Origin of the sequence: Clostridium mobile (assembly GCF_018918285.1) — a bacterium.
GTDB lineage: Bacteria > Bacillota > Clostridia > Clostridiales > Clostridiaceae > Clostridium_AW > Clostridium_AW mobile.
Window position 1 is genome coordinate 999,777 of the sequence record NZ_JAHLQF010000001.1, and the last position, 16,266, is coordinate 1,016,042.

Genomic DNA, 16,266 nt, shown 5'->3' on the forward strand with positions numbered 1-16,266 from the left:
TTCAATACAGTATATGCATGGAAAATAATAATGTTATTATTTTCTAATACTATATTTATAATAATTTCATAATACTTCACATATAAATTAGTAGTTAATATTTTAGTAAATTGGAGGATAAGTAATGATATACAATATAAATAAATATTCTTACATCCTTAGAAATTCTAAAAACGAATTCTTAAATATTAAATTAGATGGTAGAAACTTAAATATAAAACCTTTTAATAGTGAATCTAACTCTTCCTTAGAAATAAAGGACGTTATACTTGATTATTCTGTTGATATTGATAAAAATGACGTTATTCACCTTATATATCTATGTTCCGATGGTAAATTAAAGTATAAACTTTATCCTTCTCTCATTGAAACTACTATAAATAATATTAATTTGAAGATGCATAATATTAGATTTCTATCTTTAAAATTAATTAACAACCAAATACATATATTTTATATGCTAGGCAATAAAATCAACTCACAAATTTGGGAAATATGCCATAGTTATTGGAATGGTAAAAAATGGATAAATAAAAAGATTACACAAGTATTTTCTCAAAAATATATATATCCTTACATGATCAGCCATGACGAAAATAATATATATCTTTTTTATTCTAAAGATTCTCAAGAAAACTATAGTATTAAAAAATTTAATTTTAACTTCCATGTTTGGGGAACTTTAGAGGATAATATTAATATCAAAAACTCTCATAACATTACTTTTTTTCATCACAATAATTTTTTCATCATATGTTATAATGCTTCTATTAATAAGACCATAAAAACTTTGTTAAGATATAAAGATATATCTTCAGTAAATCAGTCATGGTCCAGTGATTTAGTTATCTCAGGTAATAGGTCTAACTCAATACATCCTTCAATTTTCAACATAAAAAATGATTTATATGTTTTATGGATCGAGCAGGATAAAGCTATATATATAAAAACTAATAATATCAATAAATGGGAGCATGAGAAGTATATTGATGTAAAAGGTATGAATATCATTAACAGTATTTATATAAGCAATAACAAAGAAGATATGGAAACAAATAATAACTTCATGAATTTTATCGAAGAAAATATACCTATTCCAATTATAGAATTAGATAAAAAAATAAATACCAAAAAAATAGATAATGAAAACATCAACTACGAAAAACTTATTCCTTTTGAAGCTAAGGATATAATGCATAATATTAGTTCCATAAATATTGAAACGGATAAAATAATTTTAAATGAGCTTGAATTAAAAAATAATTATATAGGCCAACTATCAGATATAATAGCTTCTAAAGATACAATGATTCATGAATTATTAGATAAAAATAAGATTTTAAATAACAACCACGATGTATTAACAAAGCAGATTGAAGAATTAACTGAAAAAAATCTTCATCTAAGTTCTCAAGTAAAATCAACAATTACTGAAAATGAAAATCTATTATCAAATGCAGATACTAAGATTGAAGAATTAAATGACTTAATCAAATTAAAAGAAGATTTTATAATTAATCTTGAAAAAGAATTAGAATTGTTGGCAAACGAAATAAAATCATTAAAAATTGAACTTGAAGAAAAGTCAGCTAAACGACCTTGGCGATTTTTTTAAGGGTCTGTCTCAAAATAAATTATTATATAAAAAATATTTTCAAATAACCCCAAATGCATTATAAACGATTACGTTTTTAAGTAAAATTTGGCTATAAAACAGAGAAGGGACTTCTCATATTGCATTTTTATGCATTAGAGACAGCCCCTTTTATATATTCTAATATACTTTTTTATATTTAGGCTTTTTATTTTCTAAGGTAACTTCATAAATCCCTCGTACACCTGGCTGTGCTGCTATTAATTCTTTAACATATTCTAAAGAATCCTCTTTAAACTTAACCGCTTGACTACATCCTGAAGATATTCTACAAGGCGTAGAAATTAATTGTGAGGAATGACCTTGTCTCAATAGTTTATTATGCAGAAATATAGCTATATTATAAGAGGCACAAACTAATATATATTCCTTTATATTATAGTACAATCAACTCACCCCTATATTTTTTCTTATCCATATAATATTATTGAGTATTTCTATATTATTTTTATCTAATAGCATAATATGACTACTAGGTATGAATGTATATAAATATTTTATATTTTTATTAATAAAAATATCTATAATGGTATCATACATATTTTTCAACTCTTCCCTATCTAAGTTCTCAAAAACATTTCTTATATAAATATATACTAAAGCTTTATCTTGAAAAATTTTGTAATTAAGAAAAAACATATTTTTACCTAAAATAATTTTATCCCATTTATCTAAGGGTTTTATTAGTCTTTTAGGTGTAATATTGGAAATAATTTCGTAAGTTTCCTCACTCTTTTCATTCTCTGTAACTTTATAATCAATTTTATTAGATTCATTATTATCATTTAAAAGTACTTTTACATTTAAATTATTCTCTAGCAAGTAATATCCTATTTTTTCTATACTCTCAACTTCTTTTGTATACAATATTCTATCTAAATAACTAAATCCCTTAGCCTTTATATATTTGCATGTTAGTTCTTCAATTATTGAATAGTTTTTAATGTGAGCTCCTTCTTGAAAAAATATTTTATGCAAAAATGAATATTTACCAAAGCTATCATATTCATAGCTTATTAACACATACGCATTTAAATTATCTTCATGATATACTCTCAATACATCTATGCTGTTGTCAAATGAATTTATAATTATATCACAATTAAACTTATTATAAAATTCCTCTTTATCTTTAGTATTAGTTATAGCATATATTCTCCAAGAGTTTTTTTGAAAAATAATTTTATATAAGTTTTTTACAACTTTTTTAAACTCTTCGCTATTTACATATTTTTCAATACTTTTCCCATCTTCTTCATATGTTCTATAATGTTTTAAGGCTTCCTCTACCAATTCATCATAAGTTATATTCTTATCTCTACAATATCTATCAATCCATTGATCTAAGCTCATTATACTCACCTCTTAGATCCTATGATTATATATATCTTTTAAAGAATCTATCAATTTTTCTATATCCTCTAGTTTATTAAAGTAATTTGGGCTTATTCTTACAGTACCAAGATTCGATGTATTGATACACTTATGTATCATCGCTGCACAGTGATACCCTGTTCTAACTGCTATATTTCTTTGATTCAATAAATACCCTACTGTGGAGCTGTCAATGCCATCTAAATTTATAGACACTACAGATGCCCTTTTCTTATTTATGGGACCATAGATTTTTATGAAACTTAATTTTTGTATTTCACTTATAAGATAATTTGTTAACTCCTCTTCATAACTCTTTATATCATTTATACCAATTGTTTTGATAAACTTTATCCCTTCACACAATCCAGCAATGGCAGGTACATTAAGAGTGCCGCTTTCAAATTTATCTGGAAGGAAATTCGGTTGACTTAATAGGTCTGAATTGCTTCCTGTTCCTCCATGGCTAAAATGATTAACATCTATATCTTCACTAATAAATAAGCCGCCTGTACCTTGAGGACCTAGCAGACCTTTGTGACCTGGAAATGCTAATAAATCTATATTGCTTTTTTTCATATCTATATCTATACTTCCAGCGCTTTGAGAAGCATCTATCATAAATATAACTCCATTTTCTTTAGCTATTTTTCCTATTTCACTTATATTTTGAATAGTTCCTATTACATTTGAAACATGATTTATTATAATTAATTTAGTATTTTTATTTATCTTTTCTTTCAATATATTTATATCTATATACCCTTCTTCATCAATATCTAGAAAAGTAACAGATATCCCCTTATCCATTAGGCTATTTAAAGGTCTTAATACTGAATTATGCTCAGTTACTGTTGTGATTACATGATCTCCTCTTTCTAAAACTCCCTTTATACCTATATTTAAAGCCTCTGTAGCATTTTTAGTAAATACTATATTAAAAGGATTAGATATGTTAAAAAAACTCGCTATCTCCTCTCTAGTTTCTAGTATCTTAGCAGAAGCTTTAATTGATAAATCATGGGAGCTTCTTCCTGGATTTGCAGCATAGTTTTTCATACAATTCAATACTTCATTATATACTTTCTCCGGCTTTGGAAAGCTAGTTGCTGCATTATCTAAATATATCATAAATTCCTCCTAGTTATTTATATAAACTACTAAAATATATTAACTATGCCTTTCTATTATGAATAAAAAGGGAGAATTTTAGCTAAATCTAAAATTCTCCCTTTGAAAGAAATTCCCTTGAAATCTTAATGTTTATTTTTTATTTTTCCCTAGCTCTTAAGAATATCTTAGCGATTTCATTAACTATTAGTGGTATTATAGATAACACTCCAACTATCAACCAATCATTTGCTCCAAGATTTATAACATCAAATATTCCTGCAAGGAAAGGTATAGTTACTACTACATCCTGTAAAAATATACCTAGTAGAATAGATGCAATTAAATATTTATTAGTAAATATTCCTACTTGGAATATAGATTTTCTTGGGTGTCTTAAGTTAAGTGCATGGAATAACTGTGATACACTTAATACTATAAATGCCATAGTCTGACCGCTTATCATAGCTTCTTCAGATATTGTGGCTGGTAATAGTGGGAATAGTGTAGTCATGCCCATGTGTTCTTTAACACCTATAACGAAAGCAGCTAAAGTTAATAGTCCTATTAAGAAACCATTTAATATTAAGAAAAATCCTGTTCCACCTGCAAATAAGCTAGCTTTAGGGTCTCTTGGTTCTTCCTTCATTACATCTGGATCTCCAGGATCTGCACCAAGGGATAAAGCTGGTAAACTATCTGTTACTAAGTTAACCCATAAAAGATGGATTGGCCTTAGTGGTGCTGGCCATCCTAGTAATATAGAAAAGAATAATGCTATTACTTCTCCAATATTACAAGATAATAGGAACACTATAGATTTCTTGATATTATTAAATATATTTCTACCTTCTTTTATAGCTGACACTATAGTTGAGAAATTGTCATCAGTTAAAATCATGTCTGAAGCACCCTTAGCAACGTCTGTTCCTGTGATACCCATAGCAACACCGATATCTGCCATTTTAAGTGATGGTGCATCGTTAACACCGTCTCCTGTCATGGAAACTATATTACCCTTAGATTTAAAAGCTTTAACTATTCTAACTTTATGTTCTGGTGAAACTCTTGCAAATACTCTTAGATTTTCTACCTTTTCTGCTAATTCTTCATCGCTTATTTTTTCTAACTCAGAACCAAATATAGCTTGTGATTCATCTTCTGCTATGCCAAGTTCCTTAGCTATAGCAAAAGCTGTATTTTTATGGTCACCAGTAATCATTATAGTTTTTATTCCTGACTTCTTACATTCAGCAATAGAATCTTTAACTTCTTCTCTTGGTGGGTCAATCATTCCTACTAATCCTATAAAGATTAAGTCTTTTTCTAAATTATCAATTTCTACATGTTTTGAACTTTCCTTTTTGAAAGCAGCTCCTAAAACTCTTAGAGCATCATTAGACATCTCTATGGAAGCTTTAGATATATTTTCTTTAATTTCTTTTGTTATTGGTACTATTTCACCATTAACATAAGCTTGATTACATAATTCAATTAAGTTATCTGTAGCACCCTTTGTCATTACATAGTATTCACCATCATATTCATTGACAGTAGTCATAAGTTTTCTATCAGAATCAAAAGGTACTTCATTTACTCTAGTACGAGTTTTATCTAAATCATCTTTAAATAAGTTGTATTTAGCTCCTGCTTCTAATAATGCTATTTCAGTTGGATCTCCTGTTTTAGACTCTTCTTTGTATGTAGCATCATTACATAGCACTAAATTTTCTAAAAGCAATTTATGGATAGCGTTATCTTTATTTAAAGTACTTATATCTCCAAGATAGTTGTCTGCATAGAATTTAGTCACTGTCATTTTGTTTTGAGTTAATGTTCCTGTCTTATCTGAACATATTACATTTACTGCACCCAAAGTCTCAACCGCTGGAAGCTTTCTTACTATAGCATTCTCTTTTATCATTTTTTGAACGCCCATGGCAAGAACTATTGTAACTATGGCTGGTAAACCTTCTGGTATAGCAGCAACTGCTAAGCTTATAGAAGTTAAGAACATTTCAAGCGGCTCTCTGTCTTGAATTATTCCAACAACAAACATTACAGCACATATAATTAATGCACCGATTCCTAACATTTTACCAAGTTCAGCTAGCTTCTTTTGTAGAGGAGTTAAATCCTCTTTTTGTTCTTCAAGCATTTTTGCTATCTTACCTATTTCAGTATTCATACCTGTACCAACTGCTATACCTATTCCTCTACCATAGGTAGCTAGAGTAGACATAAATGCCATATTCTTTTGGTCACCTAATGCAGTTTCACTGCTGTCTAAAAGTAAATTTGAATCTTTATCAACAGGTACTGATTCTCCTGTTAATGCAGATTCTTCAACTTTTAAGTTTGCAGTCTCTACAAGTCTTAAATCACAAGGTACATATCTTCCTGCATCTAATATTATCACATCTCCAGGCACAACTTCTTCTGATGGAATTTCTCTCATTTCTCCATCTCTTCTAACAATAGCCTTAGGAGTAGATAGTTTTTTTAGTGCTTCAAGAGCTTTTTCAGCCTTAGCTTCCTGAATTACCCCAATAACAGCATTTAGTATAATAACAAAGCAAATTATAATTGCGTCAGCTACTTCTCCAACTATCCCTGATGCTAATGCTGCTGCCAGTAATATATATATTAGCGGGTCGTTTAGTTGTTCAAGGAACATCCTTATAGTAGATTTTCCTTCTTTTGCAGTTAGCTCATTTAGCCCATACTTTTCTTTACGTTTTTCTACTTCTTCTGTTGTAAGACCGTTAACAACGTCTGTAGATAACTCGGTTATAACGTCTTCTTTGCTCTTATCAAACCACATTTAAATTCACCTCTTACATATTATTTGTCTATATAAAATAATTTATTAGCTATATTTTCTTATTCTCCCCCTTCTCAAAAAATAAAAACTAAAAAGACCCTTGTCCTATAGTAATAGGACAAAGGTCTTGCATCTCTAAAGCGAGTAACTATCCGGGCATACGCCGTATTGACGAATAGTTAAGTTATGCTACTCCCCTTTGCTAGAAAAATTATATCACATTGGTAATATATATACAATATTATATTTTTTATTCCCCTCCTTTCTCAAAAAACTAAAAAGACCTTTGTCCTATATTCATAGAACAAAGGTCTTGCATCTCTAACATGAGTAACTATCCGAGCATACGCTGTAGTGACGAATAGTTAAATTATGCTACTCCCCTTCGTTAAAAGCATTATATCACATGGATAATATATATGCAACATATTTATATTATTAACCATAAAAAATTATCCCTAGTATTCCAGCTGCAACAATTACCAATATTGGATGTATTTTTTTTGATAATAACATTACTGCAACTATAAGACTAATTATTATACTTTTAAAATCCTTATAAGACTCTTTTGCTAAAGATAAAAAAGCAGCGATAATAAGCCCTATTAATGCCGGTCTCATTCCCATAAGGGATGCCTTCATCACCTTCGATTCTTTAAACTTTATAATATAGTGGATAGCTATAGATATTAATAAAAAAGAAAAACTTACCACCCCTAAAGTGGCAAATATACTGCCCCATATTCCACCTATTTTATATCCTACAAATGTAGCTGAATTTATAGCTATAGGCCCAGGCGTCATTTGAGAAATGCCTATTATATCTGTAAATTCTGTAAAAGTAATCCATCCTTTATTATTAACTATTTCCCTTTCAATTAATGGAAGCATAGCATATCCTCCACCGAAACTAAAGGCTCCTATTTTCAAAAAGGATAGAAATAACTCAAATAATAGTCTCAATTACTCCACCTTCTTTCTATAGTAAAGATAACCATATATTCCTGATATAACAATTACTAAAACTGGATGTATATTTAAAATTGCTATTGCTATTACTGTTACTATTACTATGATAAAATTCATATAATTTCTATTGATGGAATTAGATAAACTTACCACTGCAATTAAAACTAACATAGGTACCGCTGCACTTATTCCTTTAAAAACTAAATCTACATAATAATTATTTCTAAATTGCATAAAAAAAGCAGCTATAAAATATATAATTGTAAATGAAGGTAATACTGTTCCTAAAAGAGCCATAATGGCCCCTACAACTCCTCCAATTCTATATCCAATAAATATTGAAGCATTGACAGCCAACGCTCCTGGAAAGGATTGGGCTATTACTAATATATCTAAAAAATCATCTTTTTCTATCCATTTTTTATTATCTACCACTTCAGCTTGAATTAATGGAATCATGGCGTATCCTCCACCAAACGTAAAAGCTCCTATCTTAAAAAAGCTCCAAAACATACTCAAAACTTTATTCAAATTAAGACCTCCAAATTTTCAATTCTCATTATCTATATATATTATACAATAAATCTTTACATTTAAATAATTATTTACAAGATTAACATATATGAATTATTAGCTACATATATTAACAATAGATTTATATATTTCAAAGGGGGATATACATGAGGAAAAAGAATTTTAAAAGACTTAATCTATTATTAGCCTTAATCATTTCTTTTAGTATAGTGTTATCACCTGCATTAAATTCAAATGTACAAGCTAAAGGAAAGAAAGAGGTTAAAAACGTGATTCTATTAATTCCCGACGGCACAGGCATAACCCACACAACCTTAGCTAGATGGTATAAGGGCGGTTCTCCTCTAGCTATGGATGAAATTGCTTCTGGACTTATCAGAACCTACTCTTCTGACGCAGTGATTGCAGATTCAGCGCCTGCTGGTACTGCTATGGCTACAGGATTTAAATCCCATACTGGATTTATTGGAGTGCTTCCTGATGTAGCAAATATGCCATTAGTAGATGCAATTCCTAAGGGTGAAGAAAGACGTCCCGTTGCAACAGTTCTTGAAACAGCTAAATTAAAGGGAAAAGCTACTGGACTTGTAGCTACTAGTGAATTCCCACATGCAACACCAGCTTCTTTTGCTTCTCATTATCCAAAGAGATCTGATTATAATACTTTAAGCGAACAAATGGTTTACAATAATGTAGATGTAGTTTTAGCTGGAGGATATAGTGAATTGACTCCTGCAAAGAGAAAAGATAAGGAAGATTTAATAAAAGTATTAAAAGAAAGAGGCTATGGAGTAGTTAGAAATAATGAAGAATTAAGCAACTTCAAAGGAAATAAAGTTTGGGGATTATTCGCTCCCTCTGCTATGCCTTATGATAAGGACAGAACAGAAAATACCCCTAGCATGGCTACTATGGCCGCAAAAGCAATAGATATACTATCCAAAGACAAAGACGGATTTTTCTTAATGGTTGAAGGAAGTAAAATAGATTGGGCATCCCATGCTAATGACCCTGTGGGCGTAATTACGGAAGTATTGGCCTTTGACAATGCGGTAAAAGTTGCTTTAGATTTTGCTAAGAAAGATAAAAATACAGTTGTTATTGTAGCTCCTGACCATAGTAATGGCGGAATGAGTATTGGAGATTCAGGTTTAGATAAAACTTATGATAATGAGCCATTATCAACTTTCTTGCCACCACTTAAAGCTGCTAAGTTAACTGGTGAAGGTTTAGAGAGTAAAATTAATTCTGAAAAAACAAATATAAAAGAAGTTATGTCTTATTATTATGGAGTTTCTGATTTAACCGCAGAAGAAGAAGAAGCCATCAAAAATGCAGAGCCTGGAAAATTAAATTATACAGTTGGCCCTATTATAAGTAAGAGAGCTCATATTGGCTGGACTACTACTGGTCATACTGGTGAAGAGGTTGGCTTATATGTTTACCATCCTAAGGGCGATAGGCTCACTGGAGTGGTTCAAAATACAGATATAGCTAAATATATATGTGAAGTTTTAGGAACAAACTTAAGTGAAACTACAAAAACTCTATTCTTACAAGCAGATAAAGCTTTTAAAAATAAGGGAGCTTTAGTTACTGTAGACTCTATAGATAAGGAAAATTTAGTTTTGATAGTTTCAAAGGGAGAAACAGAAATTAAATTCCCTCAAAATAAAGATATAGCTATAGTTAACGGTAAAGTTGTAAAAATGCCTGGAGTTACTGTGTACAGTGGTGATAAAGAAAAAATTGATATTTCTAAATGGTATGTATCCCAAAATGCTGTAGATTTAATTAAATAGGAAAAATAAAAACATGTAAAGGCTAAATTAATAGCTCTTTACATGTTTTCTTTTAAGCAACAATATCTATATTTTCTTCTTTCCAGCCCAATAATCTTTTTTCAATAAGCCCTGCAACTAAATATAATATTAGTCCTATAAGGCTAAGAATAAATATTGAACTGAGAACTAAATTAATATCATAGGTTTCATTACCTAATGTTAATAGATATCCTAAACCTGATTTGGCACCTATCATTTCACCTATAACAGCTCCAACCATAGCTTGAGTTAGTGCTACTTTTATACCAGAAAGTATCGCTTGCATAGAATATGGCAATTCGATATATATAAATCTCTGCCATTTTGAAGCATTTAGTACTTTCATTAGATTAAATACATTAGTATCTATACTTCTAATTGCCACTACCTCATTAATCATAATTGGAAATGAAACAACTAGCACCACTAAAGCAATTTTTGACTGAAGCCCTAATCCAAACCACAATATAAATAATGGAGCTAATGAAATCTTTGGTGCAGTCTGTATTATTAATACAAAAGGCATAATAAATCTTTCAATGAATTTAGATTTTGCAACTATATATCCCAATACAAGACCTATTAATATTCCAATTCCTACACCAACAAAAACTTCTTGTAAAGTAGTATTGATATGAGAGATCATATCTCCATTTACTAAATAGTCAATGGTACTTTTCATAAGATCTTCTGGTTGTGGTAATAGATAAGGTGGTATGTTAAATAGCCTAATATATAGTTTCCATATAATTATTATAATTGGAAACATTATAATGGGAAGAATTATCTTTCTTTGTTTGCTACTTAACAACTATATCACTTCCTTCATTATTTAGCTTCATATATTAATTCACTTGCGTCAAATGTTTTGTCTATAACTTTATATTCATTTAATACTTCAATTGATTTATTCCATTTTGCCATATCAGCAGCTCCTAAACCATTTTTCTTTGTGTTTTCACTCTGCCATAAGTATGGAACGAATACTTCATTAATAATATCAGTTGTTACAGCTTCTTTTCCTTTGAAGCTTGGAGCATATTTTTCAACTGCAAGCTTAACTGCTTCTTCAGCATTTCCATCTATTATATACTGAATTCCTTTATTTAATGCAGTTGTGAAACCTTTTACTAATTCTGGGTTTTCTTTTGTTAACTTTTCGCTAGCTATAAGAACATTACCGTGGGATGGTAAGAAATCATCTGAACGAATTTCACTTACATCTACGCCCTGGTTCTTTAATTCTATAGTTCTTAACATTGAGAATACTATAGCATCAACTTGATCAGTAACTAAAGCATTTACAATAGCGCCAGTTCCTATAACTTCAACTTTAACATCATCTAAAGATAATCCTGCACTCTTTAGCATTATTTGTAATTGAATGTAATTTGGGCTTCCAAGGGAAGTTACTGCAATTTTCTTGCCTTTGAAATCCGCTGGTGTTTTAATTCCTGATGATGTTTTAAATATTGCTGAACCTAAACCATTTTGATAAGTAGTGTGAACTACTTTTACTGGAATATCTTGAGTTTTAGCTGTTATAACTGAATCTGCATTTGGAAATCCAAATTCAACGTTTCCTGCTGCAACGTTTTTTACTATTTCAGCAGCTGCTGCATAGTAAAACTCTACATCAATACCTTGTTCTGCAAAATAGCCTTTCTCTTTAGCGATATAAAGAGGTGCATAATAAGGTACCGCAGCTCCATCAATTTGTATTGATACCTTTTTTAGATCTTTTTTTTCTGCAGCAGGTTGTTTTTTATCACTTCCACAACCTACAAATAATGACATTCCTAACGTTAATGTTAGTGTAGTAACTAAAACTTTTAGCCATTTCTTGTTCTTGAATAAACCAGTTTTCATAATTACTCTTTCCTCCTTTAGTAAAATAAATATTATATATTTAATATTTTATTTTAAACAATTTTCATATACTTTGATAACAGCTTCTAAAGCAGTTTTGCACATTGTCTTCTGCGGTTCTTCATATTCAACAAGCCATTTATTCGTTAACCTATTGCAATGAACAGTGCAAATGCTACCAGCCATAACTCCATATATAGAACTTAAAGTAAATATTGTTTCAGCTTCCATTTCCATGTTTAATACATTTAAGCGAATGAACTCCTCATATAGATCTTTATAATTTTTGTCTTTTTCCATAGCTAATGGGTTTCTACCTTGTCCCCTATAAAAAGAACCTACTGAAGCACCAATTCCTAAATGATGTTTTAAGTTCTTTTCTTTGCAAGCTTCTTTTAAGCACATTACTAAATTAAAGTCTGCTACTGCTGGATACTCTGGCATGGCGTAAAACATTGAAGATCCACCTAATCTTACAGATGCTGTGTTAATAATAAAATCTCCACATTCTACTCCCTCTTTTATTGCTCCAGTACCACCTATTCTTATTAAAGCTTTTGCTCCAAGTTCAATAAGTTCTGTAACAGCAATTTCTGTTGAAGCTGCTCCAATTCCTGTAGAGCATATATTTACTGGATATCCTTTATAGGTACCTTTAGCTAATTTATACTCTCTGTTTGAAGATATGATTTGGAAATCATCTAGTAATTCACTAAAAAACTCCACTCTACCTGGATCTCCAGGCAATAATACTACATCACATATATCCTTTTTTTCACAACGTAAATGAGGTACTTTATTATCATAAAGCGGATTATCTGCAACTATATACAAATTAATCACCCTTTCAAATTATCTTACTTGTTGAGATTCATGCCAATATAAAAACTTTTTCTCCATTAAATTAATTAGTTCGTAAAATATTATTCCTACGATAATGGTAAATATTATTCCCGCAATAAGTAACACTGTATCAAAAGTTGATGATGCGTAAATCAATACATATCCAAGTCCCATTTTTCCTGATATCCATTCTGCAACTATGGCTCCAATTACTGCTTGCACCATACCTACTTTTAGTCCAGAAAAAATCATTGGAAGAGAGGATGGTAATTCCACTTCCTTTAAAACTTGAAATTTAGACGCATTTAACACCTTCATTAAGTCTCTTACATCTTTAGAAATAGAATTTATTCCAAGCATAGTACCCTCCATTACCGGGAAAAATACCATAGACACAATTAATACTAACTTTGAAGTTAACCCTAATCCAAACCAGATTACAAATAAAGGAACTAAAGCGATTTTAGGAGCAGTTTGTGCAAAAATCAAATATGGCATCAATGCATCCTTTAGATACTTTGATTTTTCTAATAAGTAACCGAAAAATATTCCTAATACAGTTCCTAAAATATATCCTAAGAATATTTCTCCAGTAGTTACCCAAAAGTGTGCCCAAATTTCTCCTTCAGCAATCATCTGGATTAGTTTATCAAATACTACCTTTGGCTGAGGCATCATATACTCAGGTACTCCACTTACATCTACATACACCTTCCATATAAGTATGAAGGCGCCTATTGATAAGGCATATTCAAATATAAACTTAAATATTTTTGATTTAAATATATTTCCTTTACTTGAATTATTATTAATCACCCTAGCACCTCCCTGAGATACTTGGAATATTCATTAAATTTTTCTGTATTTCTTATTTCTGGTGTTCTTGGTCCATCTATATCTATATCAATTATTTCTTTTATTTCACCTGGCCTTGCTGACATTACAATTACTCTATTTGATAAGAACACAGCTTCATCAATACTGTGAGTTACAAATAAAATAGTTTTCTTGGTCTTTTCCCATATCTTTAAAAGTTGAATATTTAATATATCCCTAGTCATAGCATCTAATGCACCAAAAGGTTCATCCATAAGCAATAACTGCGGATCATAAGATAAGGATCTTACGATAGAAACTCTTTGTCTCATTCCTCCTGATAATTCTCTTGGAAGTGAATTTTTAAAATCGGTCAGTCCAGCTACTTCTAATAATTCATCAAGGTATTTAAGACTTTCATCATTTACCATATTTTTAATTTTCAATGGAAACATAGCATTTTCTAACACTGTCTTCCATGGTAATAATACTGAATCCTGAAATACAAATCCTATGTGATCATCTCCCTTTAGACTCTCACTGAATTCAATAGTACCACCAGTATATTTTTCAAGATTACTAATAATCTTTAATAAGGTTGATTTACCACAGCCCGATGGACCGATTATAGATACAAATTCTCCATCTTTTATATCCAGATTTATATCTTTTAGAGCTATTGTTTCTTTTCCAAATACGTTTTTATAAGTTTTTTCAAGATTTCTTATTGTTAGACAGTTTTTATTCTTCAAATTGTCCACCTCCTACTATATTTCGACACTTCCAATTAATTCTTTAATACTAAAATAATTATTTTCTATCATATATTTCTCTATACCCTCAACTATATCAATCATACAGTTTGGATTTACAAAATTATATGTTCCTACTTGTATAGCTGTAGCACCAGCTAAAATGTACTCTATAGCATCTTCCCAATTGGAAATCCCTCCTACACCTATTATTGGTATACCAACCTTTTGAGCAACTTGCCATACCATTCTCAGTGAAATCGGTTTTATGGCTGGTCCTGATAACCCTCCAATTATATTTCCTAACCTTGGTTTTCTACTTTTAACGTCTATGGCCATACCTAAATGAGTATTAGCAACACATAAGCAATCCGCTCCCCCTTCTTCTGCAGCTAAAGCAATACTTACTATATCTGCAACATTAGGAGTCAATTTAGGTATAATCACCTTATTAGTTACATTTTTTACTTCCTTTACTATTTTGTAAGTAAATTCTTCACTCATTCCAAAGGCTTTTCCACCTTCTTTTAAATTGGGACATGATATATTTAGCTCAATCATGTTAATGGATTTCTCTTTATTTAATATTTCTACCATTTCTAAGAATTCATCAACACTATAAGCTGAAATACTTACAATAATTGGTGTATCATATTGTTCATAGTATTTCAAGTCATTTTTGATAAAATACTCTAAGCCTTCACTTTGTATTCCTATAGAATTTAATACACCTCCAGTAGTTTCTGCTATCCTCGGTGTATTATTACCTTCTCTAGGGGTTAATGTAACACTTTTAGGAACTATGGCTCCAATTTTTCTTATATCTATTAGATCACAGTTTCCACTTCCGAAAGTTCCTGAAGCTGGCATTACCGGATTTTTAAGAGTTACTCCACCTAACTGAACTTGAAGATTTGGTTTAATCATTAAAACACACCTCCTCAATAGGAAATACAGGTCCATGCTTACAAACAGTTTTATATCCATTAACTGTTTTGCATACGCAAGCTAAACATACTCCAATACCACAGGCCATCTTTTCTTCTAAAGATATAAAACTAGGTATTTTATAATTATTATTAATATCTTTTACAAATTTTCCTATTCTATTTGATCCACAGGTGAATATCTGGTCAATTTTTTCTTCCTTTATGTGTTTTTCTAAAATGTCCCTTACATTATCTAAAGAGCTGTTTCCATCTTCATCATTTAAGGAATATACTATGCATCCTAAGCTATTTAAAAAGTTATCACCTAAAATAGATGTTTTATCCTTTCCACTAAGTATGGCAATCACTTTCATATTTTGTTTTACTGCTTTTTCTGCAATTGAAATTATGGATGCTGAACCTACGCCTCTTCCTATGACAACTATTGATTTTGCTTTGTCATTTAATTTATATCCATTTCCTGTTGGTCCAAGTATATCAATTTTATCTCCACTCTTAAAGTGAGTCATGATTTCTGTTCCTTTTCCTTTTACAATGTAGACAATCTCCAATTCTTCATTTTCTTTATCAAATCGATAAACACTAAAAGGTCTTCTCAAAAATGGATCTTCATTTACACCGCATCGTATATGAACTATTTGCCCTTCTTTTACTTCCTCGGCTAATGATTTACATTTAATTATTAAATGATGATATTTATTATTAACGCAATGATTTGATATAACTATTCCTTTGTTTGTTTTCATGT

General features: G+C 30.2%; 15 protein-coding genes. 2 read left to right on the top strand and 13 right to left on the bottom strand.

What is annotated here, in order from left to right:
- Positions 1-124 precede the first annotated feature (124 nt).
- Entirely contained in the window at positions 125-1,615 is a 1,491-nt protein-coding gene (locus KQI86_RS04885) for a hypothetical protein (protein ID WP_216438014.1), read from the top strand.
- Between the two features lie 159 nt (positions 1,616-1,774).
- On the opposite strand, the gene KQI86_RS04890 is transcribed toward KQI86_RS04885, so the two are convergent.
- The 6 genes from KQI86_RS04890 to KQI86_RS04915 all read right to left on the bottom strand — a co-directional run bounded on the left by KQI86_RS04890 (position 1,775) and on the right by KQI86_RS04915 (position 8,462).
- A complete protein-coding gene (locus KQI86_RS04890) occupies positions 1,775-2,041 on the bottom strand; it encodes a putative Se/S carrier protein (protein WP_216438015.1) in 267 nt (88 codons plus the stop codon).
- Positions 2,042-3,007: a hypothetical protein gene (locus tag KQI86_RS04895; protein WP_216438016.1), complete on the bottom strand. Its 966-nt coding sequence runs from the start codon at positions 3,005-3,007 to the stop codon at positions 2,042-2,044.
- Positions 3,008-3,019: 12 nt separating this feature from the next.
- Positions 3,020-4,159, bottom strand: a complete 1,140-nt coding sequence (locus KQI86_RS04900; protein ID WP_216438017.1) for an aminotransferase class V-fold PLP-dependent enzyme — start codon at positions 4,157-4,159, stop codon at positions 3,020-3,022.
- Positions 4,160-4,298: 139 nt separating this feature from the next.
- A complete protein-coding gene (locus KQI86_RS04905; protein ID WP_216438018.1) occupies positions 4,299-6,962 on the bottom strand; it encodes a cation-translocating P-type ATPase in 2,664 nt (887 codons plus the stop codon).
- Between the two features lie 438 nt (positions 6,963-7,400).
- Complete coding sequence (locus tag KQI86_RS04910) at positions 7,401-7,925, bottom strand: chromate transporter (RefSeq protein WP_216438019.1); 525 nt, start codon at positions 7,923-7,925, stop codon at positions 7,401-7,403.
- The gene (locus KQI86_RS04915) at positions 7,926-8,462 is read right to left on the bottom strand and encodes a chromate transporter (protein ID WP_216438020.1); all 537 of its coding nucleotides are present in this window, start codon (positions 8,460-8,462) and stop codon (positions 7,926-7,928) included.
- 149 nt (positions 8,463-8,611) lie between these two features.
- Between KQI86_RS04915 and KQI86_RS04920 the strand changes: the two genes are divergently transcribed.
- Complete coding sequence (locus tag KQI86_RS04920) at positions 8,612-10,267, top strand: alkaline phosphatase (protein WP_216438021.1); 1,656 nt, start codon at positions 8,612-8,614, stop codon at positions 10,265-10,267.
- 52 nt (positions 10,268-10,319) lie between these two features.
- Here KQI86_RS04920 and KQI86_RS04925 read toward each other — a convergent pair whose 3' ends face one another.
- The 7 genes from KQI86_RS04925 to KQI86_RS04955 are packed head-to-tail and all read right to left on the bottom strand — an operon-like array spanning position 10,320 to position 16,264.
- Complete coding sequence (locus KQI86_RS04925) at positions 10,320-11,099, bottom strand: ABC transporter permease (protein ID WP_216438022.1); 780 nt, start codon at positions 11,097-11,099, stop codon at positions 10,320-10,322.
- A gap of 17 nt (positions 11,100-11,116) precedes the next feature.
- On the bottom strand, positions 11,117-12,157 hold the full coding sequence (locus KQI86_RS04930) for an ABC transporter substrate-binding protein (protein ID WP_216438023.1): 1,041 nt from the start codon (positions 12,155-12,157) through the stop codon (positions 11,117-11,119).
- 48 nt (positions 12,158-12,205) lie between these two features.
- Positions 12,206-12,991, bottom strand: a complete 786-nt coding sequence (locus tag KQI86_RS04935) for a nucleoside phosphorylase (protein ID WP_246582652.1) — start codon at positions 12,989-12,991, stop codon at positions 12,206-12,208.
- A gap of 18 nt (positions 12,992-13,009) precedes the next feature.
- Positions 13,010-13,816, bottom strand: a complete 807-nt coding sequence (locus tag KQI86_RS04940) for an ABC transporter permease (protein WP_343216138.1) — start codon at positions 13,814-13,816, stop codon at positions 13,010-13,012.
- Positions 13,813-14,568 (bottom strand): ABC transporter ATP-binding protein, encoded by a 756-nt coding sequence (locus KQI86_RS04945; protein ID WP_216438025.1) that lies wholly within the window; start codon positions 14,566-14,568, stop codon positions 13,813-13,815. The genes KQI86_RS04940 and KQI86_RS04945 overlap by 4 nt, the downstream gene beginning before the upstream one ends.
- A 15-nt stretch (positions 14,569-14,583) precedes the next feature.
- Positions 14,584-15,495 (bottom strand): dihydroorotate dehydrogenase, encoded by a 912-nt coding sequence (locus tag KQI86_RS04950; RefSeq protein WP_216438026.1) that lies wholly within the window; start codon positions 15,493-15,495, stop codon positions 14,584-14,586.
- The gene (locus KQI86_RS04955) at positions 15,488-16,264 is read right to left on the bottom strand and encodes a dihydroorotate dehydrogenase electron transfer subunit (protein ID WP_216438027.1); all 777 of its coding nucleotides are present in this window, start codon (positions 16,262-16,264) and stop codon (positions 15,488-15,490) included. The genes KQI86_RS04950 and KQI86_RS04955 overlap by 8 nt, the downstream gene beginning before the upstream one ends.
- Positions 16,265-16,266 lie beyond the last annotated feature (2 nt).